Here is a 22,958-nt window from a genome sequence, read left to right as displayed (position 1 = left end):
CGGCATGTTCACGCATGCCGCCCGCCTCTGATCCCCCTCGGACCAGTCCGCGCCCCCGGCGTCGGGCACCCGACGCCGGGGAAGTCTCACACCGCCGTCGCGACCAGCACCCGCGGGCTTCCGGGCAGGGCGACCTTATCCCGCACCTCCCAGCCCGCATCGTTCAGCCAGCCGCGCACCTGAGATTCCGGATACACGACGGTCCCGTCGATGACGAGGTACTCCCCGGCGTGCCGGGCGTCGATCCCGCGCTGCTCCGCGTCGTCGTCGAGGAAGAAGTCGAGCACGGTCAGGGTCGCTCCCGGAGTCGCTGCCGCCCGCAGGTTTCGGAAGATCCGGGCGTTCTCCTCGGCGGTGAAGCGATGGATGACGTGATTGGCGAAGACGGCGTCGTATGCCCCCTCGGGTGCAGCAGTCGCGGTGTCGGCGATCTCGACGACGACACGGTCGGCGACGCCCGCCGCCGCCACGGCTTCGGCGATGCCGTCCTCGAAGCCGGGAGCGTATACGAACGTGGTGTGCAACGCCGGGTTCTGCGCCATGACCGACAGCGCGAAATCCGCCGAGAGCCCGCCGAAATCGAGGGCTTTCGTGGCACCGGCGAGGTCGATGTGTCGGCCGAACTCCTGGGCGTGCAGGCGGTTGTACGTCATGACGCCGGCCATGAAGGTCGCCCAGCGGGCGTCGTCCATCCGCAGGTCACCCGGTTCGGTGGTGTCGACCGTATGGGCGAACTGCAGCCAGTGCGGGTAGCTGATCTCGTCGAGGAACGTGAGGAACGGGCCGAGGTCGATCGCCGCATCGGCACCGGTGAGGTAGGCGGCCGCATCCGGGGCCACGACGTAGTTGCCGTCCGTGCGGACCAGCAGCCCCTGGGCCGCCATCGCGTCGGCGAGCAGGTGCGCGATGCGCTCACTCACCCCGCATCTCTCGGCGATCGCCGGCACCGTGTCGGCTCCGCCGTCGACGGCAGCGAAGAGGCCGATGCGACGGGCGTGGAAGAGCTGCTTCGATGCCATGTATCCGGTGGCGATGTCGAGGATCCGGGCCGCGTCCGCGGTGGGAGTGTCGGTCATGAGTGGCCTTTCGATGTTTATCTACGAATGTTGGAATTAAAGGGCATGAGGAGACCGATGGGCGGCCAACCGGGTCAGTCCGCCAGGAAGTCCTGCACAGCGGTGCGGAACTCCGCCGTGTGCAGCGCGGAGAGGTGATCACCGGGGACGCGGTGGGCGCGCGCCGCCGGGAGCAGCTGTGCGAGCTCGTCGATCCCGGCAGCCATCGCATCGTCCGTGCCGCCGATCAGCAGTACGGGCAGCGTGAGCCCATCGGGCCGCGGGGCGAACGGCTCCGCGGCCAGGCCCTCGATGAGGTCGATCACGTCGCCCGGTCTGTTGCCGGGCAGTGAGGCCATGTGCACGATCATTCCCGTGAGTGGATCCGCCGGGGCGGCGCCGCCGGAGACGGCCGCGCGCGCGACCGGGAGGTCGACCAGGGTGAAGGGCTCCCCCGCGCTGAGTCCGCCGAGCACTGCCCGGCGCACCGCGACCGCGGGATGCCGCACCAGGTCCCAGGCGAGCCGGGCCCCCAGCGAGTACCCCACCAGGTCGATCTCATCCGCACCGACGGCGTCCGCGAGCGCGTCGAGCACCACCGAGGTCGGGGCCGTGCCGAGCGTCGGACTCGCTCCGTGTGCCGGGAGATCGACCACGACGCGGGGACGGTCGCCGAAGGATCCGCCCCACTCGGCTTCCGGCCAGTCCTGCGCGCCCTGCGAGGCGAGGCCGTGCAGGAACACCACCGGACGCCCGGTACCCGGGTGCCGCTCGACGAAAAGGGGTGAGGTCATGACGCGCGGTCCTCTCGGATCAGGCGCGTCGCCGTCAGCGGAGCCGCGCCAGGAACTGGTCGATATAGGTCTCGTAGTCGGCGATCCGCTCGCCATCGGGATACATGAGGTTGATCACCGTCGCGCCGACCGCCGCCGAGATGTACTCGTTCGCGAGGGGCCCGTAGTCCTGGTCGCGGATCGACCCCTCGTCGCGCGCCGCCTCCATCCGCTCGATGAGCGAGGTGCGCCAGGACGCCAGGTGTCCGCGATACAGCTCGGCGAGGGCCTCGTTGGCCATCGCGTACTCCCACAGCGCGAGCAGCACCCGCCCCGCCGCGATCTGCTCCTGGTCGCGAGGAATCGTCGCCCGCAGGAACCCCCGCAACGCGGCGTCCGCCGACGCCGGCTCCTCGCCCGCGGCCTGCACCCCTTCGGACATCTGCTGCAGGATCGTCTCGAACGTCGCCGCGACGATGCTCTCCTTGCCGGGGAAGTAGTGCTTCAGTGCGCCGTTCGCGAAGCCGGCCTCCGCCGCGATGCTGCGCATCGTCGCCGCCTCGAAGCCCCCCTTCAGGATGATGCTCTTGGCCACCTCGACGATGTCCCGTCGACGCTGGTCGTGATCGATGATCTTCGGCATGAGGTCCTTCCGGCCGATTCCGGTGCGTGGAGTGATCGGGCCTGGAGCTACCGTACCGCCGCATCGCGCACCTCCCGCAGAGCGAGCCACTGTGCACGCCGCTCCCGCTGCGCGACGGGGTCGGCGACGGGCGAGGCCAGGCGCAGCCGCTCGGAGTACGGATGCTCCGGGGCTCGGGTGACCTGCTCACCCTCGCCGACCTCCACGAGTTCGCCGCGGTACATGACGGCGACGCGGTGGCAGACGCGGCGGACGACGCCCAGGTCGTGCGAGACGAAGAGGTACGCCACCCCGGTGTCTCGCTGCAGCTCGATGAACAGATCGAGGATCGTCGCCTGCGTGGTCAGGTCGAGGGCGCTGACGGGCTCGTCGCACACGATGAGCCGCGGTCCGCGCACGAGGGCACGGGCGATCGCGATGCGCTGACGCTGCCCTCCGGAGAACTCGCTCGGGTAGCGGTCCATGGCCGATTCGGGCAGACGGACGCGGTCGAGCATCTCGCGCACCTTCGTCTCGGCAGACCTCGTCCCGATGCCGCTGGTGAGCAGCGGTTCGGCGAGGATGTCGCCGATCGTCATGGCCGGGTTCAGCGAGCCGTACGGGTCCTGGAAGACGACCTGGACGTCATCCGCGAGAGCGCGTCGGGCACGGCCGCCGAGTCTGCTGATCTCCTTCCCGTCGAAGCGGATGCTCCCGTCGGTCACGGGCGCGAGGCCGAGGATCGCCTTGCCGAGCGTCGACTTGCCCGAGCCGGATTCGCCGACCAGGCCGAGACATTCGCCCGGCGCGATGTCGAGGGAGACACCGTGCAGGGCACGGAAGGAGGTCCGCCCTCGGCCGTATTCCACGACCAGATCGTTCACTTCGAGCAGCGCACTCATGCGTTCGCCTCGATCCTGGTGCGGTCGAGCGCGGCGCGACCTTCGGCGTCGTCGAGCGAGGCGGCGATCAGTTGACGCGTGTACTCCTCGGTCGGCGCGGCGAACAGCGAATCGACCGGTCCCGATTCCACGATGTCGCCGCCGCGCATCACTATCACGCGGTCGCAGATGTCGGCGACGACGCCGAAGTTGTGGGTGACGATGAGCATCGCCATGCCGTACTCGGCCTGGAGTTCGCGCAGGAGCTCGAGCACCTCGGCCTGAACGGTCACGTCGAGCGCCGTGGTGGGCTCGTCGGCCACGAGCAGCGACGGCTTGCCCGCGATCGCGCCGGCGATCAGCACCCGCTGCGCCATGCCGCCCGACACCTGGTGCGGGTAGCTGCGCATCACCCGATCGGGGTCGGTGAGGCCGACACGCACGAGCATCGCCCGTGCCTGCGCCTCGGCCTCCGACCTGCGGAGACCGTGGGTGCGCCGCAGCGGCTCGACGAGCTGGCTGCCGATCGTGTACGAGGGGTCGAGATTGCTCATCGGCTCCTGCGGCACGTAGCCGATCTCGCGGCCGAGCAGCGCCTGTCGCTGCTTCGGCGTCGCCTTCGTCACGTCGGTTCCGCGCACCCAGATGGCATCGGCGACCGCCCGCCCGGTGGCGGGCAGCAGGTCGAGCACCGAGAACACGGTCTGCGATTTGCCGGAGCCCGACTCTCCCACGATGCCGACGACCTCGCCGGGGGCCACGTCGAGGGTGACACCGTGCACGACCTCGGTCTCACCGGTCGGCGTGGCGTGCACGACCCGGAGGTTCTCGACCCGCAGCGCCGAATCCTCTGGCGCGTGCTGTGCGTGACCGGTGGCGGCGTGCCGCGGTGCCGTCGGGGTGGCCTCGGCGTCGGCACGCCGTCGGGAGACCCGCGGCGTGCGCACCTGCACGAGTTCGGCGAGCGTGGATCCCATGATCGCGAGCACCGCGATCGTGAGCCCGAGGGCCGCCGAAGGCCACAGCAGCATGAGCGGATAGGTGAGCATGAGACGGAAGCCCTCGAGCATCATCGCCCCCCAGCTGGGAACGTTGGAGTCGCCGATGCCGAGGAACTGGAGTCCGGCCTGCATGCCCATCGCGATGCCCGCAGTGAGCGCCGTCTGGATGATGACCGGCGGGTAGACGGCCCTGATGACGTGCCGGAAGATGATGCGCCCGTCCGACAGCCCGGAGACACGGGCCGCGTCGATGTAGGGCTCGTTGCGGACGGCGAGCGTCTGCGACCGCGCGATGCGGAAGTAGCCGGGCACCATGAACACGCCGACCGTCGCCATCAGCAGCTCGAAGTTGTTGCGGCTGCCCGCGGCCACCACGAGCAGGATGATCATGCCGGGGATCGACTGGAGTGCGTCGCTGATCCAGGTGGCGACCCGGTCGAACGTGCCCCCGAAGTAGCCGGCCGCGACGCCGGACGGCACGCCGATCACGAGCGCGGTGACGATCGTGATGAGCGCGCCCCACAGGGTCGTGCGGGTGCCGTAGATGAGACGACTCAGGATGTCACGGCCGGTCGAGTCGCCGCCGAGGAGGTGTTCGGGCCCCGGAGGCGCCTTGGCTGCGGCGAGGTCGACGAAGTTGGGGTCCATCGGCGCGAGCAGCGGCGCGAAAACCCCCACGAGCACGATGAGGACGAAGATCGCCAGCGGGATGTACCCGCCGGGGTGCCGGAGGAAGCGACGGAACAGGCTGGAACGTCGCTTCTGCGCCGCCCGGTCGAAGGCGACCCGGATGTCTGTGGTGGTCATGCGACGCGCACCTTCGGGTTGATCCAGCCGAGCACGAGATCGAGCAGGAGGTTGATGAGGACGACGAAGACGATGGAGACGACCGTGATGCCGAGGAGCATCGGGATGTCGCCGTTCTGCGAGGACTGGTTGGTGAGCTGTCCGAGGCCGGGGAGGCTGAAGATCTGCTCGACCACGATGGCTCCGGAGAGCAACCCCACGAACATCAGGGCGATGACGGTGAGGGCGGCCGGTGAGGCGTTGCGGAGGATGTGCAGGTTGACCCTGGTCGCCGAGAGACCGCGGCTGCGGAGAGTGCGCACCCAGTCCTGGCGGCTCTGGGTGATGACGGCATTGCGCAACTGCTCGGAGACGGCGACGATGCCGCCGAGGGCGAGCGAGATCGCCGGGAGGGTGATGGAACGCAGCCATCCGTCCACCGACTGCGTGGGCGGCACGTAGCCGACGGCGGGGAACCACTTCAGCTGCACCGCGAGCCACATGACGAGCACGAGGCTCACCCAGAAGCCGGGGAGCGCGAACAGGACGACGGAGATGCCCTTGATGATCCGGTCGAACCAGGTTCCCGGCCGCAACCCCGTGATCATCCCGAAGGCGATGCCGATGACAGCGGTGATCAGCGTCGCGAACGTCACGACCGACAGCGTCACGGGCACCTTGATCGCGAGCTGTGCGCTGACAGGCTGGAAGTTGCGCCAGGAGACGCCGAAGTCGAGCAGCGCGGCATGCGAGAGCCAGTCCCAGAACTGCACCAGGAGCGGACGGTCCAGACCGATCTTCTCGGCCAGGGCCGCTTGCTGGGCGGGACTCGCCGTGGTCCCCAGGAGCGAAGCGGTCGGGTCGCTGATGGCGAGGTGCGCCAGGAAGAAGGTGCCGATCGAGACCGCGACGAGCAGAAGGATGCCGGACAGCAACCGCTTCGCCGTGAACAGGAGCATGGGGACCTCTCGGAAGGTGGGGGTCGGAGGGGGAAGGGTGTCGGGGCGGCCGGCGTCGCGGCCGCCCCGACGGGCGTCAGCCCTGAGTGATGTAGCGCAGCGTCGGGAACATCATCCCCACCACCGGCTGCAGCTGGATGCCGGGCGCCGTGTAGTAGATGTTGTTCGCCTGGTACCAGACCGACCACCACGCCTGGTCGACGAGGGCCTTGTTGAGCTCCTTGACGGCGTCGGTCTGCGCGTCGCCGCGCTCTGTCTGCACCTTCTCGACGAGCGGAGCGATGACCTCGTTCTGCGCGTAGTCGGGCTCGGGGTTGAACCACTGCACGCTGGTCACCTGACGGGAGACGGTGGCCACGTCGTTGCCGTCCATCGCGAGGAACGAGATGAACATCGGGTAGTTCGGCGCGTTCAACTGGTAGTCCGGCATCTGCATGTTGTCCCACGTGACCTTCACGCCGAGCTCGTTGAGCGCCTGCTCGGCCGACGGCTTCCACATCTCGAAGATGGGCGACATCGGCATCGAGATCGCGAACCCGTCCGGGTAGCCGGCGTCGGCCAGCAGCTCCTTGGCCTTGGTCATGCTGTAGGCGTACGTCTCGTTCAGCGACGGGTCGTTGATCGGCCCGCCGTCGGGGAACACCTGGTTCGTGGCGACCCCGGCTCCGCTGCCGACGGCAGCGAGGACGGCGGCTCCGTCGAAGGCGTAGTTGAGCGCCTGCCGCACCTCGAGCTTGCCGAGAGGCTCGCTCTTGGCACCGGTGTGGTCGGTGATGACGAGCCCCGCCCAGCCGGAGACGCGCTCGGCGGTGTTCCAGCCCTGCTGCTTCGCCTGCTCGAGGTTGGCGACGTCGCCGTACTGCACGTTGATCTGACCGCTGAGCATGGCGTTGTGGCGTGCGGTGGCGTCGGTGATCGGGAAGATCGCCAGCTCGGAGAACGGATAGGTCTCGGCATCCCAGTGATCGGCGGTCTTGGTGAAGTGATATTCGGCGCCGGCCACGCTCGTCGCGCTGTCGAGGACGTAGGGCCCGGAGCCGATCGGCTCACTGCCGAGGGTGCCCGCTTCGATCGACGCCGGGGAGGCGATGTAGCTGCGGCCGAGACCCATGAGGTACAGGATCGTGTCGTCGCGCTGGGTGAGGGCGATACGGACGGTGTCGTCGTCGACCTTCTCGAAGGAGGCGGCATTGACGTAGGCCTCCCCCGAACGAGCGCCGACCTTGAGGTATTCGAGGCTCGTGATCACGGCGTCGGCATCGACCGGGGTGCCGTCGCTGAACACGGCGTCGGTGCGTATGTCGAGGTCGATGCTGAGGTCGTCGTCGGCGACCTTCCACTCGGTGGCGAGCGACGGGATCGGGTTGCCGTCGGCGTCGAGGGCGATCAGGGCGTCGTAGACCGCGGAGAGGTACGGGCCGTCGAAGCCGATGTCGGCGAGCGAGGGATCCCAGGAGGTGATGTCGAGGAAGTTCCCGATGTTGAGAGCATCGGGACTCTCGACATCGCTGCCGCCGGACGGCGAGGGTGTCGAGCCGCTGCAGCTGGTGAGCGCGAGAGTCGCGGCGACGGCCGCGACGAGCGCGAGGGGCATTCGTTTCATGGTTCCTTCTCTCGGGTGCAGGGGTGGTGAAGAAGGGGTGAGGTGCCGCTGACCGGAGGCCGGATCCGACGTCACTTCGATGTGTCGTGCTGGTTAGTCTACATGCGTGGAAAAAGAGCGCAAGAGCGTTTCCTCCGCGGAGAGCGCCGACTCATGCCTCGGGGCGCACCGGCCTTGTCCGTGCGCGCAGGCATGGCCGGGCGTGGCGCATCCTGCCCTCGGATCGCAGCGCTCAGGCGGCGATGTCGAAGCGCGCTCTGCCACCCGGACGAGGTGTGCGGGCGGGGTCGACCGAGGCCGGCGGGAGGAACCACACCCTCGCGCACCCGCCGCCACCGTCGATGCGGACATCCCATCCGTTGTCATGGATGCGGTGGTGACAGGTCTCGCACAGCAGCACGCCGTTCGAGAGATCCGTCGGTCCGTGGTCGCGTCTCCACCACCGGATGTGATGCGCCTTCGTCATCTCGGGCGGCAGCCCGCACATGGCGCAGCCGCCATCCCGTTCCGCCAACGCCAACCGCTGCGCCCGTGTGAACAGGCGCTTCTCGCGCCCCCAGTCGAGCACTTCACTCGCGGCTCCGAGCACGCACGGGATCACTCCCCCGCCGGCGGCCATGCGCCTCGCAGCTCCGATACTCACCGGCTGCTCGATCCCGTCGATCTCGGCGGAGCCGGTGCCGGCCTCGAGGTCGTCGAGGCCCACCCTCACGACGATCGTGGCACCCGCCAGCGGCACCCTGGTCGCACATCCGAGCACGTGCGCGGCGAACACGGCGAGCGCATCAGCCTGAATCATCGGCACCGTGCGGCGGTCGGCGTCCGGCGCATCGGCGTCCGTCGCATCCTTCCGAGCGGCGAATGCGGCGGTCACGTACCCGCGGATCGCCGTGACGACGGGGGCTGCGGTCTCGGCGTCGAGGATCGCGTTCAGATGCAGCATCCCGTTGCGCTCATGAATGGTGAGCGATCGGCGGGAACGCTGCTCCTCGAGCCGCGGCTCCACGCCATCCGGATCGAGCCACGCTTCTGCGCGAACCACCAGCTTGCGCACGTCGTCGAGAGCGAGCCCCGCCGCCTTCTCCACGAGCACCCGCTCCGCCTCGGCGACACGCACCGCTCCCGCCGGCAGTCGGCACCGATCCAACAGCGCGATGATCACCGCCGCCGCCTGGGCACTCAACACCCCCGCACCGAGCGCCTCGCGCACCACCGGATGTTTCGCCGGCAGGGGCGCACCCAAGAGGTCTTCGCGGGGCACCACGGCTTCCCCGACCTTCACGAGCCGCGTCGCGTCACCCCACGACACACCCACCGTCGCCGCGATCAACGTCGCCGGGGTTCCGGAAGCCCTGCTGCTTCGCGAGGCTCTCCGCGCCCAACTCCGGACGGGACTCGCGGGAGATGCACGCGGCCACCTCGACGTGCACCGCATCCAACCGTCTCTGCAGCTCCCCGAGGGATGCACTCACCGCGATCAGCTGCTCGCGCGACAACGCGCCCGACTCGTCGGCGCCAGCCCACGCCGCGTCGAGGCGGGACATCGCCTCGTGCAGTACGGCCAACTTCGACATGACTCGATTCTACCGAAGCAGGTCGCGAGTTTCGAACAGATCTTCGAATGGATGCCGGTATTCTGACGGTCGTTCCCGGTCGAGCGCTGCGCGCGAAAACCCCTTCCCTCCCTCGTGCGGTCCACGAAAGGCACTCGACGACAGACCGCCCGCGGCCGTCGGCCTGGCCACCTCTTCTGATCGCGATCGCCCTGGAGGTCAGCGCGACCCCTCTGCGGCCGAGGGCTTCACGCATCCGCTCTGGCTCATCGTCGTCGTGATCGGCTACACCGGCTCACTGGGGCTGCTGTCGGTCGCGCTCGATCGCGGGATGGCGATCGGCGTCGTGCTCATCGCGGCCGGTGTGGCGATGATCGAGTTCGGCGGCGCGCACTGACGCGAGCACGCAGACCGCAGCCACTCCGTGGTTCACAGGATCCGATCGCAACGGCCGAGAGGAAGAGGGTGCCGCCGGCCGCGTGGGGGCGACGTTCCCGCCGAGCAGCACGCTCGAAGCCTGGCGGGATCGCTACGTCCGCGTGTGGGACGAGTACATCGATGAGCTCGAACCCGATGAGGACTACCGCGTCGACCGGCGGCAGGTCATCGTCTCGACGTTCGAGCGCGCTCTGACCGTCGCCCGCGAGCGCGAGGCGTAGGCACCCCCTTCACCACGCGCCGTCGGCCCGCACCTCGCGGTCGACCCGGCATCCGGCGAGCGCGGCACGCACCTCGGCTCCGTGATCCCGGGCGAGCGCGAGCGCCGCGTGGTTCTCCTCCAGCTGCGCGAGACGAGAGGCGCCGAACAGCACATTCGCGGTGGCGGGGTTCGACAGGCAGAAGGCGATGCCGAGTGCGGCCGGTGTGACCCCGAACCCGGCGGCGACGCGCGCGACCTCGGGATACACGGCGACGATCTGCTCACGGACGCCTCCGACGTCGGCGCCGATCTTCCGCTCGGGCACACGCCCCGTGGCCAGGATGCCGCCCTCGAACACATCGGACGCCTGCAGGGCGAGCGTGCCGTCGGCAAACAGCGGGCCGTAGGCATCGCCCTCCGCCATCGCCCTCCGAGCGATGCCGTACTTCAACTGCGCGAACACCGGACCTGCCACGCTCTGCTCCGCGGCCTCGGCGAGCGCGTCCCCCGTGTGCTCGATCCGCCAGTTGTTGATGCCCCAGGAGTCGACGAGCCCTTCGGCGATGAGCTCGTTCACGTCGGCGACGAGGCGCGGCATATCGGGGGCGTCGAGGTAGTCGCCCACCACGAGGGTGTCCAAGCGGTCGAGTCCCGCTCGCTCCAGCGACTCCTCGAGCTGCGCGCGGAATCCCTGGTTCGGCCAGTCCCACAGCCAGAGCTTGCCGCACAGCACGATGTCGGCACGATCGACGCCACTGGCTCGCAGCGCCTGCCCGAACAGGACGTCGGTCTTCGAGTTCTCGGCGTGCGGGCCCATGTTGTAGTACGCGACGTCGAAGAACCCGGCGTCCAGCTCCACCGCCCGGCGGATCATGGCGACCGCCTCGTCGGGCCCCATCCGGTCCCAGGTGTTCCACGATCCGAGCGCCAGCGGAGGCACGGGCACGCCTACGGGGTCCAGGCGTTTCCGGGGATATGTCGTTTCGGGCATGGAGGCTCCTTCGCCTTCTCGAGACACGGGGTTGTGTTTTTCTATGTTTGTAGAATATAACGGAGACATCCCGTCAGAACAGCCGTCAGTGAGGACGAACATGACCGCATCTCCCCGCCGGATCCTGGTCACCGGAGGCGCATCCGGGCTCGGCCGCGGCATCGCCGCCGCCTTCCGCGACGCCGGAGACGAGGTCTTCATCGGCGATGTGAACGCGGATGCCGCGGCCGCCGGCGCTGCTGAGATCGGCGCGACGGCCCTCACGCTCGATATCAGCGACGAGACCTCCGTGCGCGCCGCGGCCGAGCGGGTCGTCGCCGACGGCGGACTCGACGTCCTGGTCAACAACGCGGGCATCGTCGCCGGCGGCGGCACCCTCCAGGAGGTCCCGGTCGACGTCGTCGATGCGGCCCTGCGGGTCAACGTGCGCGGCACCTTCCTCATGCTCCGCGTCTTCGGCGGTCTGCTCGCCGAGGCGGGACGCGGGTCGATCGTCAACATCTCCTCGATCGGCGCCCGCCAGCCCACCCCCGGCCTCGGCCACTACGAGGCGACCAAGGCCGCGGTCGACGCCCTCACCCGCACGGCCGCGATCGAGCTCGCCGCGGCGGGAGTGCGCGTGAACGCGGTCGCCCCCGGGCCTGTGCTCACGCCCCTGACCGCCGACTTCGCGTCGAACCCGCAGGCGCGCGCGGCCTGGGAGTCGCGCATCCCCCTCGGCTCGATCGCCGAGGTCTCCCAGATCACGCCGCTCGTGCTGTTCCTCGCGAGCGACGCCGCCAGCCACATCACCGGAGTCTCCGTCGCCGTCGACGGCGGACAGCTCCTGGTCTGACCGACACCGCCGTCTGGAGAACCATGTCCCTCCCCACGCTCGACCTGCCGCCCGCCCCCGGGCTTCCGACTTCGACCCGCGCCGCCGTGCTCACCGCGCACGGCGAACCGCTCACCCTGCAGAGCCTTCCCCTCCCCGCCGAGATCGAGCCCGGCGCCGCCCTCGTGCGCATCTCGTGCACCACGCTGTGCGGCACCGACATCGAGATCTGGGAGGGCCGGATGAGCTTCCCCGGCATGCTCCCGATGGTGCTCGGACACGAGATGGTCGGCGAGATCGTCGCTACGGGGCCCGACACGAAGGACGCCCTGGGACGCCCGCTCTCCCCCGGCGACCGCATCGGCTGGTCCGAGTCGACCTGCGGCGAGTGCCACGGATGCGTGGTGCTGCGCGAATCCGTCGCGTGCTCCCGCCGCGGCTACGGGTTCCTGCAGCGGGCCGACGTGCATCCCTTCGCCACCGCTGGACTCTCGGAGTATGCCTACGTGACCCCGGGGGCGGCGAAACTGCTGCTCCCGGCGTCGGTGAAGGACACCTGGGCGTCGATGGCCGGGTGCGCGGCCAAGACCGTGCTGCGGGCCTTCGAACGGGCCGGGCGCATCCGGCCCGGCTCACGCGTGGTCGTGCAGGGCGCCGGCGCGCTCGGCATCTTCGCCACGGCCGTCGCGAAGATCTCGGGAGCCGGCCAGGTCATCACGATCGGCGCCCCCGCGTCGCGCCTGGAACTCGCCGGACGCTTCGGCGCCGACGCGGTCGTCGACTTCCGCGACGGCCCGGTCGTCGAACAGGTCATGGCGCTCACCGGAGGCCGCGGAGCCGACCACGTGTTCGATTTCGCCGGCGCGCCGAGCGTCGGACCCGACGCGATCGCGATGGCGGCACAGCGCGGCACGGTCGCCATCGTCGGGTCCACCGGTCCCGCAGGCGACGGCTTCCCGCTCAGCACGATCATGGGCAAGGAGCTCACGGTGGTCGGCTCGCTCAACGGCGACATCTCGGACTACTCGCGCGCGATCGACTTCTTCACCGCGTTCGCCGACCGCTTCCCCTGGGACGACCTGTTCAGCGCCCCGGTCGGCCTGGCCGACGCCTCCGCGAAGATCGCCCACATGCACCAGCTCGATGAGGTCAAGGCCGTCATCGACCCGAGACGGTGAGGACCCCGTGACCACTCCCCTCCTGCCCCGCCGCGAGATCGGCCGCAGCGGCATCGACGCCTCGCTGTTCTCCCTCGGCTCCTGGCACACCTACGACCGGATGGACTTCGGCGACGCGGTCACGATGCTCCGGGCGGCCGTCGACCGCGGCGTGAACCTGTTCGACGTCGGCGTGTACTCCGCACCGGGAGCGCCGCCCGTCTTCACCGACGTGATCTTCTCGGCGATGGTGCGCGCCGCAGGGATCCAGCGCGACGAATGGCTGCTCTCGTCGAAGCTGTGGCTCGAGGCGTTCGGCGATGACGGGTTCCGCCCGCAGCTCGAGAACGCGCTGATGCGGGTCGGCGTCGAGCACGCCGACCTGGTGATCCTCGGCGACCTGCGCCGCGACGACCTCGCCCTGCGCGACCTCGTCCTCGACCTCGCCCGTCTCGAGGGGGCCGGACTCATCCGCGCCTGGGGTGTGAACAACTGGTCGGCGTCGAGCATCCAGACCCTGATCGACATCGCCGCCGCGGAGGGCGTCTCCGGGCCGCAGATCGCGCAGCTCAAATACAGCGTCTCCCGGCGCTCGATCCCCGACGGCGCGCCCTTCGCACGCCTGTGGGATCAGGGGCTGACGCTCCAGGCCTCCGACTGCCTGGAGGGCGGTGTGCTCGCAGGCAAGATCAACGGGGACAGGCAGATCGGCCGCGACCCCGGCGATATCCGGGAACGGATCATCGCGGATGTACCCGCCTTCTCCGACCTGGCCTCGTCGCTCGACGTCTCACCCGCGCAGCTCGGGATCGCGTTCACGCTCACCCATCCGGCACTCACGACCACGCTGTTCGGCGCATCGAGCATCGACCAGCTGCGCGCGAATCTCGACGCCGCAGCCCTGGTCGACCGCATCGGCATCGAGGAGCTGCGCCGCCTCGTCGAGCCGTTCTGGGCTGACCGCGGGGTCGTCGACCCCGAAGGCCCCTGACCCGCCGCCCCCATCGCTTCCAGGAGAACCATGACCGCCACCGCCGCCGGACACCCGACCGTCGCCCCCGTGCCCTTCGACCCCGAGGTGCAGGCCGTGCTCGACGAGCTCGCCAAGAATCCGCAGCCGCCCCTCACTCGCGACACCCTTCCGCGCGACGGTGTCGACCGGATGTTCCCGGACAACGACGCGGTCATCGCCGGGCGCGACATCGACTGGGAGGACCGCGTCATCCCCGGTCCTCCCGGAGCGCCCGAGATCGAGATCACGGTGTTCCGTCCGGCCGACACCCGCGACGAGGTGCTTCCCGCCTTCGTGAACATCCACGGCGGGGGCATGATCGTCGGTCACCGCTCGTGGGAGACGGGGCGCGTGGTCGACATCGTCGACGAACACCGCGTGGTCGCGGTCAACGTCGAGTACCGCCTCGCCCCCGAGAACCCCTACCCCGCCGGAGTCGAGGACTGCTATGCCGCCTTCGTCTGGGTGCACGCGAACGCTGCCGGGCTCGGCATCGATCCGGAGCGCATCGTCGTCGGCGGCGGCAGCGCGGGCGGAGGTCTCACGGCGGCCGTGGCTCTCCTGGCCCGCGACCGGCAGGGTCCGGTCATGGCCGGACAGCTGCTGCTGTGCCCGATGATCGACAACACCAACACCACGGTCGCCAGTCTTCAGTACGACGGCATCGGAACCTGGCAGCGCGAGATGAATCTGCTCGCGTGGTCGTGCGTGCTGGGCGACGACCTCGCCTTCCATCCGGATGCTCCCGCCTACGCCGCCCCCAGCCGCGCCGTCGATGTGGCGGGACTCCCACCCGCCTTCATCGAGGTCGGCGAGGCCGAGGCGTTCCGCGATGAGGACACCGAGTACGCGCTGCGCATCTGGGCGACCGGCGGTCAGGCCGAGCTGCATGTGTGGGGAGGTGGCGCGCACGGCTTCGACATGTACATGCCCGACGCCGAGATCTCGCGCGCCGCTCTCGCGGCCCGCGCATCGTGGCTGCGTCGCATCTGGCGGGCCGCGCGATGACCGCGCCGCTGCCTGTCCCCTACGACTCGGAGCTCGTCGCCGGACTCGATGCGTTCGTCGAGATGGTCGAGATCATCCCGCTGCGTGCCGACACGATCCACGCGAACCGCGACCACTTCGCGACGATCATCCCGTCCATGGCCGTGCAGTCCGACGGCCGTGCGATCACGTGGGAGGACCGGACCATCCCCGGGCCCATCGGGGCTCCCGCCATCGAGATCACGATCGTACGGCCCGCCCGGCCGGCGCCCGCCCCCGCTCCCGCCGTGCTGTCGATCCACGGTGGTGGCATGGTGCTGGGCACCCGGTTCTTCGGCACGGCGGAGCTCATCGACCTCGCCGAGCGGCACGGTGTCGTCGGGGTGGCCGTCGAGTATCGCCTGGCGCCCGAGCACCCCGGCCCCGCCCAGGCGGAGGACTGCTACGCCGCGCTCGAGTGGATGGCCGCGCACGCCGAGGAACTCGGCATCGACCCCGACCGCATCATCGCCTCGGGGATGTCCGCCGGTGGCGGCCTCTCGGCCGCGGTCGCTCTGATCACTCGGGATCGGGGCGGGCCACGCCTGGCCGGTCAGCTGCTCGGGTGTCCGATGCTCGACGATCGCAACGAGACCGCATCCAGCCGTCAGTACGACGGTTTCGGCGCGTGGGATCGGAACAACAACGACACCGCGTGGGACGCCATCGCCGGAGAGGACCGCTTCACCGACCGCGTCTCGCCGTACACCGCGCCCGCGCGCGCCGCTGACCTCTCAGGACTCGCCCCCACGTTCATCGAGGTGGGCGCCGCGGAGACGTTCCGCGACGAGGCCGTCGACTACGCTCTCCGCATCTGGGCGACCGGGGGACGAGCCGAACTGCACGTATGGGCCGGCGGATATCACGGGTTCTCCGGGTTCTCCCCCGATGCCGAGGTCTCGAAGGCCGCCGTCGCCGCCCGCGAGAGCTGGCTGCGCCGCATCCTGCGCCTCGGCGGATGAGCCTCCCCGCCCCTGAGGAGCCCGTCCGTCCGCGTATGAGCACCCTGCGGGCGATGCTGGTGCTGGGGATGCTGGAGGCCTTCGGGCCCCTGTCGATGGACCTGTACCTTCCGCAGCTGCCGCAGCTCGCCACGTCGCTCGGCACGACGGAGGCTCTCGCGCAGGTGACGATGTCGGCGTGCATGATCGGCCTCGGACTCGGCCAGCTCGTGGCAGGGCCGCTGAGCGATCGACTCGGCCGACGACTGCCGTTGATGGTCGGAGTAGCGGCTTTCGCGGTGCTCTCCCTCGTGTGCGCCGTCGCTCCGAACATCGAGCTCCTGCTGATCTCCCGTTTCCTGCAGGGGCTCGCGGGCTCGGCCGGCATCGTGATCTGCCTGGCCATCGCCCGCGACCAGTTCGAGGGTGCCGAGCTGTCGCGGATGCTGTCACTGCTGTTCCTCGTGTCCGGCACGGCGCCGATCATCGCGCCGGTCGTCGGCGGCCAGCTGGCCCTGATCATGGACTGGCGCGGTATCTTCGGCGTGCTCAGCGCGGTCGGGGTCGTCCTGCTCGTCGTCGTGGTGTTCGCCCTGCCCGAGACGCTGCCCCCGTCGAGGCGGCACGGCGCCGGCCCCGTGGCGCTCCGGTCGCACACCGCAGCCGTCGTGCGCGATCGCCTCTTCGTGGCGGTGCTGTGCGCCGCGGCGGGAGGCGGTGTCGCGTTCTTCACCTACCTGTCGATGTCGTCGTTCGTGCTGCAGGATCAGTTCGGCCTCAGCCCGCAGGCCTTCAGCCTCGCGTTCGCGGCGGGGGCGCTGGCCAGCATCGTCGGCAGCCAGACCAGCCGGCTCGTGGTGCGCCGCTGGGGACCCCTCTGCGTGTATCTCGGCGGTATCACGGCGACGCTGCTCGCCACCGTCCTGCTGCTCGTGCTGACCTCGACCGGCACCGGGGTCTCCGGAGTCATCGGGGCGCTCATCGGATTCATGCTGTGCTCCGGACTGGGTGGCCCCAACGGCCAGACGCTCGCACTCGCCCGCCACGGCGCACGCGCCGGCACGGCCTCGGCCCTGCTCGGCATGGCGACGTTCCTGTTCGGTCCGGTGCTCGCGCCCCTCGCCGCGGGCCTCGGCGGCACGAATGCCCTCACCATGGCCGTCACCATGACGATCGCCGCCGCCGTGGCAGCCGTCGCGGCCTGGGTGTTCGTGCGCCCCGCCGCGGAGCCTCGGTAGCAGCCCGTCGGCCACCGGCCAGCGGAGACGGGCCTCGCCGATCAGAACCCGAGGCACATCGCAGCGACACCGACGGCCATGGCCCACGACTCGGTCGTGAGCAGTCGTGCGGTCCTGCCGTGATGCACCGGCGCCACGAACCACTCGGCGACGACGGTCCACACCACGACCCCCACCACCCCGACCAGCACCAGAACCGACAGGACGCCGTCCAGTGCATGACCGCCGTGCCCCGCATCCGCCGCCTGCATCGACGCGCCGGTCGCTCCCGTGGCGTTCGTCGACGCGCTCTCGAAGGCGCACGCGGCCATCACGAGCGACACGAGGGCGCGGTGGCAGCACGTGGCCGCCGACGGCGTGCCCCGCACCCCCATGGTGCCGAGCATCGCCGAAAGCAGGAGGACGGCGCCGAGGATCAGCCCCGTGAGGGTGTCGCCGTCCGTGAAGGCGAGGAACAACATCACCGCGGCCATCACGAGGGCCGCCTGCCGTCCCTGCCACGGCACGACGCGCCACGCCGCGATGCAGGCGACAGCCGAGACGATCGCCGCTGCGGCCATCAGCCACGGTGCTGCGGGAAGGAGGTGATCCACCCGGGAAGTATATTGAGCAACCGCTCAATATAGCTAGACCTCGTCATGATGCGAGAGGATGGGCACGTGCCCCGCATCGTCGACCACGATGAGCGCCGCCGGCAGATCGCCGAGGCGCTGCTCGCCGTGGCTGCCCGCGACGGGCACGAGAGCGTCTCCTCACGCGCCGTCGCCAAGGAGCTCGGCGTCGCCACCGGATCGCTCTGGCACTACTTCGAGGGCTTCGACGAGGTCGTGCGCGCCGCGGCCGCCGAGGTCACCCGCCGCACTGACGCCCGCATCGCCGCAGCCGCCGAGGGGCTACGGGGACTGGCGAGGCTCCAGGCACTGATGCGTGAAGTGCTGCCGATCGATGAGACCACCCGCACCGAGGCGCACGTGGTCGTCGGCTTCTGGGGACGACTGGCGACCCTCGCCCCCACCCCTGACGCCGGAGCCCCCACACTCGCGACCTGGCAGAGCAGCATCCGACTCGCTCTCGACGAGGCCGTCCACGACCGCGAGCTGCGCACCGGCACCCCCACCGACGCCGTGCTGTCGCTCCTGCGCTCGATCACCTACGGGCAGCAGATCGTCGAGGTCACCGAGCCCCAGCCCGCGGCCGCGCACCTCGCCGTGCTCGACAGCATCCTCGCGCCCTGGCGCGCCTGAACCCGCGCCAGCCCCGCTCTCGACGCCCCGGGAATCGGTGGTTGTGGACCGCCGACGACCCGTCGTATCATCATCGCAACCCGTTTATTGAGCAATTGCTCGAAAATAGTGAGGTCGATGATGTCCCACCACGCACCGCAGCCCGTCTCGATCGAGAAGATCGCCGCAGCGCACCCGCATGATCCGCTGACGGGCGACGAGATCGCCGCCGCTCGCGCGGTCCTCGACGCGGCAGGACTCCTGACGGAGAGCACCCGCGTGCCGATGCTGCTTCCCGACGAGATCACGAAGGAGGAGCTCGCCGCGTGGCAGCCCGGCGCCCCGATCGATCGCCGCGTCGATGTGACCTTGCTCGACACGGCGACCGGCGTCGCGACCGAGGCCATCGTGTCGATCACACGGGGCGAGGTCCTGCGCACCGCGCGCGTGCCGAACGACGCCCCGCCCTACGGCCAGCCGCAGTACCTGTTCGAGGAGTACGAGCGCGCCGAAGCGATCGCGAAGGCCTCCCCCGAATGGCAGGCGGCGATGACGCGCCGCGGCCTCGCCGCGCACATGGACCTCGCGTTCTGCGGGCCGCTCGCCCCCGGTTACACCGGACGCGCCGATGAGGTCGGGCGTCGGGTGATCCGCTCCCTCACGTTCCTCCGCCACGACGAACACGACTCGCCGTGGGCACACCCGGTCGAGGGACTCATCGTGCACATCGACCTCACGGCGAACAGCGTCATCCGCGTCGAAGACCATGGCGACGTGCCCGTCCCCGCCGGCCATGGAAACTACTACCCCGAGGCGCAGGGCGACGCTCGCACCTCGCTCAAGCCCATCGAGATCAGCCAGCCGGAGGGTCCGAGCTTCACGGTCTCCGGCTCGCTCGTCGAGTGGGAAGGCTGGTCGATGCGCGTCGACTTCAACGCCCGCGAAGGCCTCGTGCTGCACGACGTCTGCTTCCAGGGTCGCTCGGTGCTCCGTCGGGCCAGCGTTCCGGAGATGGTCGTGCCCTACGGCGACACCGCCCCCGGCCGCTTCTGGATCAGCTACTTCGATGCCGGTGAGTACCTGCTCGGAAAGAACGCCAACCACCTCGAGCTCGGCTGCGACTGCCTCGGCGTCATCCGCTACCTCGACGGCTACGTCGCCGACGACCACGGTCACCCGGTGCGCATCCCGAATGTGATCTGCATGCATGAGGAGGACTACGGCATCCTCTGGAAGCACACCGATCTCGCCGGCCGCGCCGACGTGCGTCGCTCGCGCCGCTTCGTGGTGTCGTACTTCTCCACGATCGGCAACTACGACTACGGCTTCTACTGGAACTTCTCCCTGGACGGATCGATCGAGGTGGTCGCGAAGGCGACCGGCATCGTGTTCGCCGCGGCCGGCGAGCCGGGCGTCCGCCAGAAGCACGCGACCGAACTCGCCCCCGGCGTCTTCGCCCCGGTGCACCAGCACCTCTTCTGCGCACGCCTCGACGTGGCGATCGATGGCGAGGACAACCGCCTGGTCGAGGTCGACGCTCAACGGGTGCCGATGGGCCAGGAGAACCCCTTCGGCAACGCGTTCAGCTGGACCGAGACGACCCTCGCGACCGAAGCGGAGGCACAGCGCGAGGCGGACAGCTCGGTCGCCCGCGTCTGGGAGGTGCAGAGCGCCTCCCGCACGAACCGCGTCGGGCGCCCGACCGCCTACCACCTGGTGCCGGAGCCGACCGCTCTGCTCATGGCCGATCCCGCATCCTCCGTCGCCGCGCGCGCCGCGTTCGCCACGAAGCACCTCTGGGCCACCCGGCACGAACAGGGGCAGATCTGGCCGGCCGGTCGCTATCCCAACGCCCACCAGGGCGGCGCCGGCCTGCCGGAGTACACCGCGGGCGATCGATCGATCGACGGAGAGGACATCGTGCTGTGGCACACGTTCGGGCTGACGCATTTCCCGCGCCCGGAGGACTGGCCCATCATGCCCGTCGACTACGCCGGCTTCTGGTTCAAGCCCTACGGCTTCCTCGACCAGAACCCCGCGATGGATGTGCCCGAGTCGACGCAGGCGCACGCGGTCGCGTCCACCGGCTGCTGCGGCGCAGGCGCATGCACCTGCGAGCACTGATCTGCGAGACGTCGTCCCGCACGGCCGATCCCGGTGATAGCATCACGGAACGGATCGTATACAACGTCGTCGTTCCACCACCCGAGGTGATCAGTCATGAACGGTGCACCCGCCGCCCCCGCCGAATTGGTTTCCACGCTCGTCGCGCGCAACATCAGCGACTTCCGTGCCGCCGTCTCGGAGTCTTTCGTGCCCCTGCAGGTCACGACCGCCGGACCCGACCACTTCCGAGGGATCATCCGCGGAGCCTCCGTCGACGAGGTGCATGTGAACGACGTGCGCGCCACGTCGCATGTCGTCGAGCGCACCCCCGAGCTCATCGCCCGCGGCGACCGTTCGTATTTCAAGGTCAGCCTGATGATCGCCGGCACCGGCCTGCTGATCCAGGACGATCGCGAGGCCGTGCTCCAGGCGGGCGACCTCGCGGTCTACGACACCGACCGCCCGTACTCCCTCGTGTTCGACGACGACTTCCGCACGATGGTCGTGATGTTCCCGAAGCACCTCATCAGCCTCCCGGCCGAGATGGTCGGGCAGCTCACCGCCGTGCGCATCTCCGGTCACGAAGGCCTCGGCAGCATGGTCGTGCCGTATCTGACGCAGCTCGCCGGTAATCTCGATCAGCTGGCCGGCACGACGGGGGCCCGGCTCGCGCACAGCGCGCTCGACCTCGTGACGACGGTCTTCACACGCGAGCTCGGACTCGATCAGGTGTCCGCCGACCCGCACCGTGCGCTGGTGCAGCGCATCCGCTCGCACATCGACCGCAACCTCGCGTCGACCGATCTCGGACCCGCGTCGATCGCCGCCGCGCACTTCATCTCGACCAGGCACCTGCACGGGCTCTTCCAGGAGCAGGGCGTGACCGTGTCGACCTGGATCCGCACACGGCGCCTCGAGAAGTGCCGTCGCGACCTGCTCGACCCGATGCTCGCCGACCGCCCGGTCGCGGCCATCGCGGCACGCTGGGGCTTCGTCGACGCCGCGCATTTCAGCCGCGCGTTCAAGTCGACCTTCGGCGTCTCACCCAGTGAGTATCGCGCCGCGCACTGACGTTCCGTCTGTCAGGAAAACTGACGCTCCGTCTGCCGCGCACTGACGCTCTGTCTGCCGCGCACCGGCACGTTGCTTGCCCGGGAGGGCACGCCGGTTGACTCTCGGCGCGCGATGACCGCCGCCCCCTTGAGGGGATGAGGAACACCCCACCAGCATGAGGCAAGCGCACCGCGACGACGCGGTGCCCGGGGCGATGCGGCCCCGCCGCGTGCGACGTCAGGACCCTCATGACCGACACCTCCACCGACCCGGCGCTGGACGAATGGCGCACGTACGACGAGTTCGCCGCGGGCATCGACACCTTCCGCCTGCCGAACACCCCCCTCGCCGGCACCGCCCTCACCCTCACCCTCGACGACGACTCGACCCTGACCCTGGAGTTCTCCGAGGACGCCATCGTCTGGAGCGGACTCGGAGCCTCCGGCACCGACCCGTACGACGCGGTGCGAGTGCGGGACGACGTCGTGTTCGTCAACATCCCGATGCGGAGCCGTCCGCGCGAGGCCGTCACCGTGGTGTTCTCCACGACGACGAACCGGGCGACCGTCATCCGTTCGCGCATCGCCCCCGAAGCCGTCGACGGCACCCCTCAGGTCGGCCAGGACTTCTGGGCGGCGACGACCGATGCGGGGCCCGTCAGCGGCGACGCCCCCGGCCCGAGCCGCGACCTCATCGGCAAACGCAACCTCTACCGGTACAGCCCGCACCACCTCTACGAGCACGTGTACATCTCCAGCCGGCGCTACGCCTGGCAGTGCCTCGAGGGCGTGCAGCGCGGCCACGGCGACATGGACCTGTCGACCGTGTGGAAGTTCGCCGACGGCCTGTACCTGTTCTGCTTCCGCGAGTTCCGTATCGCGGTGGCCAGCGTCTGGCTGCACGACCTCGGCTACCAGCTGATGACCACGGGGATCTTCCTCGGACTCACCGGAGAGGGCGATGCCGAGCACTCGCGGGCCGGCGGCCACATCTACCCGCTGGGCGCCGTCTCCTACCCCGACGCCCAGCCCGTCTGACCGTTCGCCGCACCCCCACTCCGAGGAGAGCCCATGAGCAACGCCGACCTGATCCGCCAGCACTACGCCGCCAACGACCGCGGCGACCTCGACGGGATGCTCGCGCCGTTCGCCACCGACATCCGCTGGACCGAGGCTGCCGGCTTCCCGTACGCCGGAACGTACATCGGCCCGGATGCCGTCGCCCGGAACGTGTTCCGCCGCATCCAGGAGGAATGGGACGACTACACCGTCGCGATCGACGAGATCGTCGACGGCGGCGACATCGTGGTGGCCATCGGCACCTACTCGGGCACCTACACGCAGACCGGGCGCTTCTTCGCCGCCCGCGTCGCCCATGTGTGGCGGGTCGTCGGCGGCGAGGTCGTCGCCTTCGAGCAGATCACCGACACGGAGCTCGTCAACCGCGCCATGCGCGCCTGAACACCGTACACCCCGCACAGCACCACCCGAACACAGCACCAGACGAACACAGCACCACCCGAAC

Annotated in this window: 23 protein-coding genes; 12 read left to right on the top strand and 11 right to left on the bottom strand. The window is 69.8% G+C overall.

Features of this window, described 5'->3' with window-relative positions:
- Positions 1-86: 86 nt before the first annotated feature.
- From L687_RS37615 to L687_RS43170, 9 genes are all read right to left on the bottom strand, one after another.
- Positions 87-1,076: a methyltransferase family protein gene (locus tag L687_RS37615; protein ID WP_021201019.1), complete on the bottom strand. Its 990-nt coding sequence runs from the start codon at positions 1,074-1,076 to the stop codon at positions 87-89.
- A 74-nt stretch (positions 1,077-1,150) separates the two neighbouring features.
- On the bottom strand, positions 1,151-1,849 hold the full coding sequence (locus tag L687_RS37610) for an alpha/beta fold hydrolase (protein ID WP_021201018.1): 699 nt from the start codon (positions 1,847-1,849) through the stop codon (positions 1,151-1,153).
- Between the two features lie 34 nt (positions 1,850-1,883).
- Entirely contained in the window at positions 1,884-2,471 is a 588-nt protein-coding gene (locus tag L687_RS37605; RefSeq protein ID WP_021201017.1) for a TetR/AcrR family transcriptional regulator, read from the bottom strand.
- Positions 2,472-2,518: 47 nt separating this feature from the next.
- Positions 2,519-3,352, bottom strand: coding sequence for an ATP-binding cassette domain-containing protein (locus L687_RS37600; protein ID WP_021201016.1), 834 nt, complete (start codon positions 3,350-3,352; stop codon positions 2,519-2,521).
- The gene (locus L687_RS37595) at positions 3,349-5,139 is read right to left on the bottom strand and encodes a dipeptide/oligopeptide/nickel ABC transporter permease/ATP-binding protein (RefSeq protein WP_021201015.1); all 1,791 of its coding nucleotides are present in this window, start codon (positions 5,137-5,139) and stop codon (positions 3,349-3,351) included. The genes L687_RS37600 and L687_RS37595 overlap by 4 nt, the downstream gene beginning before the upstream one ends.
- The gene (locus L687_RS37590) at positions 5,136-6,077 is read right to left on the bottom strand and encodes an ABC transporter permease (protein WP_021201014.1); all 942 of its coding nucleotides are present in this window, start codon (positions 6,075-6,077) and stop codon (positions 5,136-5,138) included. Before L687_RS37590 ends, L687_RS37595 begins: the two co-directional genes overlap by 4 nt.
- A 76-nt stretch (positions 6,078-6,153) precedes the next feature.
- On the bottom strand, positions 6,154-7,680 hold the full coding sequence (locus L687_RS37585; RefSeq protein WP_235045253.1) for an ABC transporter substrate-binding protein: 1,527 nt from the start codon (positions 7,678-7,680) through the stop codon (positions 6,154-6,156).
- Positions 7,681-7,912: 232 nt separating this feature from the next.
- Complete coding sequence (locus L687_RS41655) at positions 7,913-8,995, bottom strand: HNH endonuclease signature motif containing protein (RefSeq protein WP_021201012.1); 1,083 nt, start codon at positions 8,993-8,995, stop codon at positions 7,913-7,915.
- Positions 8,976-9,254 (bottom strand): hypothetical protein, encoded by a 279-nt coding sequence (locus tag L687_RS43170; protein WP_021201011.1) that lies wholly within the window; start codon positions 9,252-9,254, stop codon positions 8,976-8,978. The genes L687_RS41655 and L687_RS43170 overlap by 20 nt, the downstream gene beginning before the upstream one ends.
- A gap of 458 nt (positions 9,255-9,712) precedes the next feature.
- Between L687_RS43170 and L687_RS37575 the strand changes: the two genes are divergently transcribed.
- Positions 9,713-9,892, top strand: coding sequence for a hypothetical protein (locus L687_RS37575; protein ID WP_021201009.1), 180 nt, complete (start codon positions 9,713-9,715; stop codon positions 9,890-9,892).
- A gap of 9 nt (positions 9,893-9,901) precedes the next feature.
- Here the strand turns inward: L687_RS37575 and L687_RS37570 are convergent, their stop codons facing one another.
- A complete protein-coding gene (locus tag L687_RS37570; RefSeq protein ID WP_031207907.1) occupies positions 9,902-10,864 on the bottom strand; it encodes an aldo/keto reductase in 963 nt (320 codons plus the stop codon).
- Between the two features lie 100 nt (positions 10,865-10,964).
- Here L687_RS37570 and L687_RS37565 point away from each other — a divergent pair, with 100 nt between their 5' ends.
- The 6 genes from L687_RS37565 to L687_RS37540 are packed head-to-tail and all read left to right on the top strand — an operon-like array spanning position 10,965 to position 17,052.
- Entirely contained in the window at positions 10,965-11,699 is a 735-nt protein-coding gene (locus tag L687_RS37565; RefSeq protein WP_021201007.1) for an SDR family NAD(P)-dependent oxidoreductase, read from the top strand.
- A 23-nt stretch (positions 11,700-11,722) separates the two neighbouring features.
- The gene (locus tag L687_RS37560) at positions 11,723-12,856 is read left to right on the top strand and encodes a zinc-binding dehydrogenase (protein WP_021201006.1); all 1,134 of its coding nucleotides are present in this window, start codon (positions 11,723-11,725) and stop codon (positions 12,854-12,856) included.
- Positions 12,857-12,863: 7 nt separating this feature from the next.
- Positions 12,864-13,826, top strand: a complete 963-nt coding sequence (locus L687_RS37555) for an aldo/keto reductase (RefSeq protein WP_021201005.1) — start codon at positions 12,864-12,866, stop codon at positions 13,824-13,826.
- Between the two features lie 30 nt (positions 13,827-13,856).
- A complete protein-coding gene (locus L687_RS37550; RefSeq protein WP_021201004.1) occupies positions 13,857-14,855 on the top strand; it encodes an alpha/beta hydrolase in 999 nt (332 codons plus the stop codon).
- Positions 14,852-15,835: an alpha/beta hydrolase gene (locus L687_RS37545; RefSeq protein WP_031207900.1), complete on the top strand. Its 984-nt coding sequence runs from the start codon at positions 14,852-14,854 to the stop codon at positions 15,833-15,835. The genes L687_RS37550 and L687_RS37545 overlap by 4 nt, the downstream gene beginning before the upstream one ends.
- Positions 15,832-17,052, top strand: a complete 1,221-nt coding sequence (locus L687_RS37540; protein ID WP_235045251.1) for a multidrug effflux MFS transporter — start codon at positions 15,832-15,834, stop codon at positions 17,050-17,052. Before L687_RS37545 ends, L687_RS37540 begins: the two co-directional genes overlap by 4 nt.
- 41 nt (positions 17,053-17,093) lie before the next feature.
- Here the strand turns inward: L687_RS37540 and L687_RS37535 are convergent, their stop codons facing one another.
- Positions 17,094-17,645 (bottom strand): hypothetical protein, encoded by a 552-nt coding sequence (locus tag L687_RS37535; RefSeq protein ID WP_152525968.1) that lies wholly within the window; start codon positions 17,643-17,645, stop codon positions 17,094-17,096.
- A 66-nt stretch (positions 17,646-17,711) separates the two neighbouring features.
- Here L687_RS37535 and L687_RS37530 point away from each other — a divergent pair, with 66 nt between their 5' ends.
- The 5 genes from L687_RS37530 to L687_RS37510 all read left to right on the top strand — a co-directional run bounded on the left by L687_RS37530 (position 17,712) and on the right by L687_RS37510 (position 22,894).
- Positions 17,712-18,296, top strand: coding sequence for a TetR/AcrR family transcriptional regulator (locus L687_RS37530; protein ID WP_031207897.1), 585 nt, complete (start codon positions 17,712-17,714; stop codon positions 18,294-18,296).
- Between the two features lie 117 nt (positions 18,297-18,413).
- Positions 18,414-20,399 (top strand): primary-amine oxidase, encoded by a 1,986-nt coding sequence (locus L687_RS37525; RefSeq protein WP_021200999.1) that lies wholly within the window; start codon positions 18,414-18,416, stop codon positions 20,397-20,399.
- A 96-nt stretch (positions 20,400-20,495) separates the two neighbouring features.
- Positions 20,496-21,452 (top strand): AraC-like ligand-binding domain-containing protein, encoded by a 957-nt coding sequence (locus L687_RS37520; protein ID WP_021200998.1) that lies wholly within the window; start codon positions 20,496-20,498, stop codon positions 21,450-21,452.
- A gap of 230 nt (positions 21,453-21,682) precedes the next feature.
- Positions 21,683-22,471: a MoaF C-terminal domain-containing protein gene (locus L687_RS37515; protein WP_021200997.1), complete on the top strand. Its 789-nt coding sequence runs from the start codon at positions 21,683-21,685 to the stop codon at positions 22,469-22,471.
- A gap of 33 nt (positions 22,472-22,504) precedes the next feature.
- Complete coding sequence (locus tag L687_RS37510; RefSeq protein ID WP_021200996.1) at positions 22,505-22,894, top strand: nuclear transport factor 2 family protein; 390 nt, start codon at positions 22,505-22,507, stop codon at positions 22,892-22,894.
- The last annotated feature ends 64 nt before the right edge of the window (positions 22,895-22,958 follow it).

It is taken from the genome of Microbacterium maritypicum MF109 (genome assembly GCF_000455825.1).
Classification (GTDB): Bacteria; Actinomycetota; Actinomycetes; order Actinomycetales; family Microbacteriaceae; genus Microbacterium; species Microbacterium maritypicum_A.
This window is presented reverse-complemented; position numbering and strand designations above follow the sequence as displayed.

Excerpts from the sequence above, each read along its gene's own strand:
- L687_RS37615 (WP_021201019.1), bottom strand. The coding sequence starts at position 1,076 with ATGACCGACACTCCCACCGCGGACGCGGCCCGGATCCTCGACATCGCC.
- L687_RS37610 (WP_021201018.1), bottom strand. The coding sequence starts at position 1,849 with ATGACCTCACCCCTTTTCGTCGAGCGGCACCCGGGTACCGGGCGTCCG.
- L687_RS37605 (WP_021201017.1), bottom strand. The coding sequence starts at position 2,471 with ATGCCGAAGATCATCGATCACGACCAGCGTCGACGGGACATCGTCGAG.
- L687_RS37600 (WP_021201016.1), bottom strand. The coding sequence starts at position 3,352 with ATGAGTGCGCTGCTCGAAGTGAACGATCTGGTCGTGGAATACGGCCGA.
- L687_RS37595 (WP_021201015.1), bottom strand. The coding sequence starts at position 5,139 with ATGACCACCACAGACATCCGGGTCGCCTTCGACCGGGCGGCGCAGAAG.
- L687_RS37590 (WP_021201014.1), bottom strand. The coding sequence starts at position 6,077 with ATGCTCCTGTTCACGGCGAAGCGGTTGCTGTCCGGCATCCTTCTGCTC.
- L687_RS37585 (WP_235045253.1), bottom strand. The coding sequence starts at position 7,680 with ATGAAACGAATGCCCCTCGCGCTCGTCGCGGCCGTCGCCGCGACTCTC.
- L687_RS43170 (WP_021201011.1), bottom strand. The coding sequence starts at position 9,254 with ATGTCGAAGTTGGCCGTACTGCACGAGGCGATGTCCCGCCTCGACGCG.
- L687_RS37570 (WP_031207907.1), bottom strand. The coding sequence starts at position 10,864 with ATGCCCGAAACGACATATCCCCGGAAACGCCTGGACCCCGTAGGCGTG.
- L687_RS37565 (WP_021201007.1), top strand. The coding sequence starts at position 10,965 with ATGACCGCATCTCCCCGCCGGATCCTGGTCACCGGAGGCGCATCCGGG.
- L687_RS37560 (WP_021201006.1), top strand. The coding sequence starts at position 11,723 with ATGTCCCTCCCCACGCTCGACCTGCCGCCCGCCCCCGGGCTTCCGACT.
- L687_RS37550 (WP_021201004.1), top strand. The coding sequence starts at position 13,857 with ATGACCGCCACCGCCGCCGGACACCCGACCGTCGCCCCCGTGCCCTTC.
- L687_RS37545 (WP_031207900.1), top strand. The coding sequence starts at position 14,852 with ATGACCGCGCCGCTGCCTGTCCCCTACGACTCGGAGCTCGTCGCCGGA.
- L687_RS37540 (WP_235045251.1), top strand. The coding sequence starts at position 15,832 with ATGAGCCTCCCCGCCCCTGAGGAGCCCGTCCGTCCGCGTATGAGCACC.
- L687_RS37525 (WP_021200999.1), top strand. The coding sequence starts at position 18,414 with ATGATGTCCCACCACGCACCGCAGCCCGTCTCGATCGAGAAGATCGCC.
- L687_RS37520 (WP_021200998.1), top strand. The coding sequence starts at position 20,496 with ATGAACGGTGCACCCGCCGCCCCCGCCGAATTGGTTTCCACGCTCGTC.
- L687_RS37515 (WP_021200997.1), top strand. The coding sequence starts at position 21,683 with ATGACCGACACCTCCACCGACCCGGCGCTGGACGAATGGCGCACGTAC.
- L687_RS37510 (WP_021200996.1), top strand. The coding sequence starts at position 22,505 with ATGAGCAACGCCGACCTGATCCGCCAGCACTACGCCGCCAACGACCGC.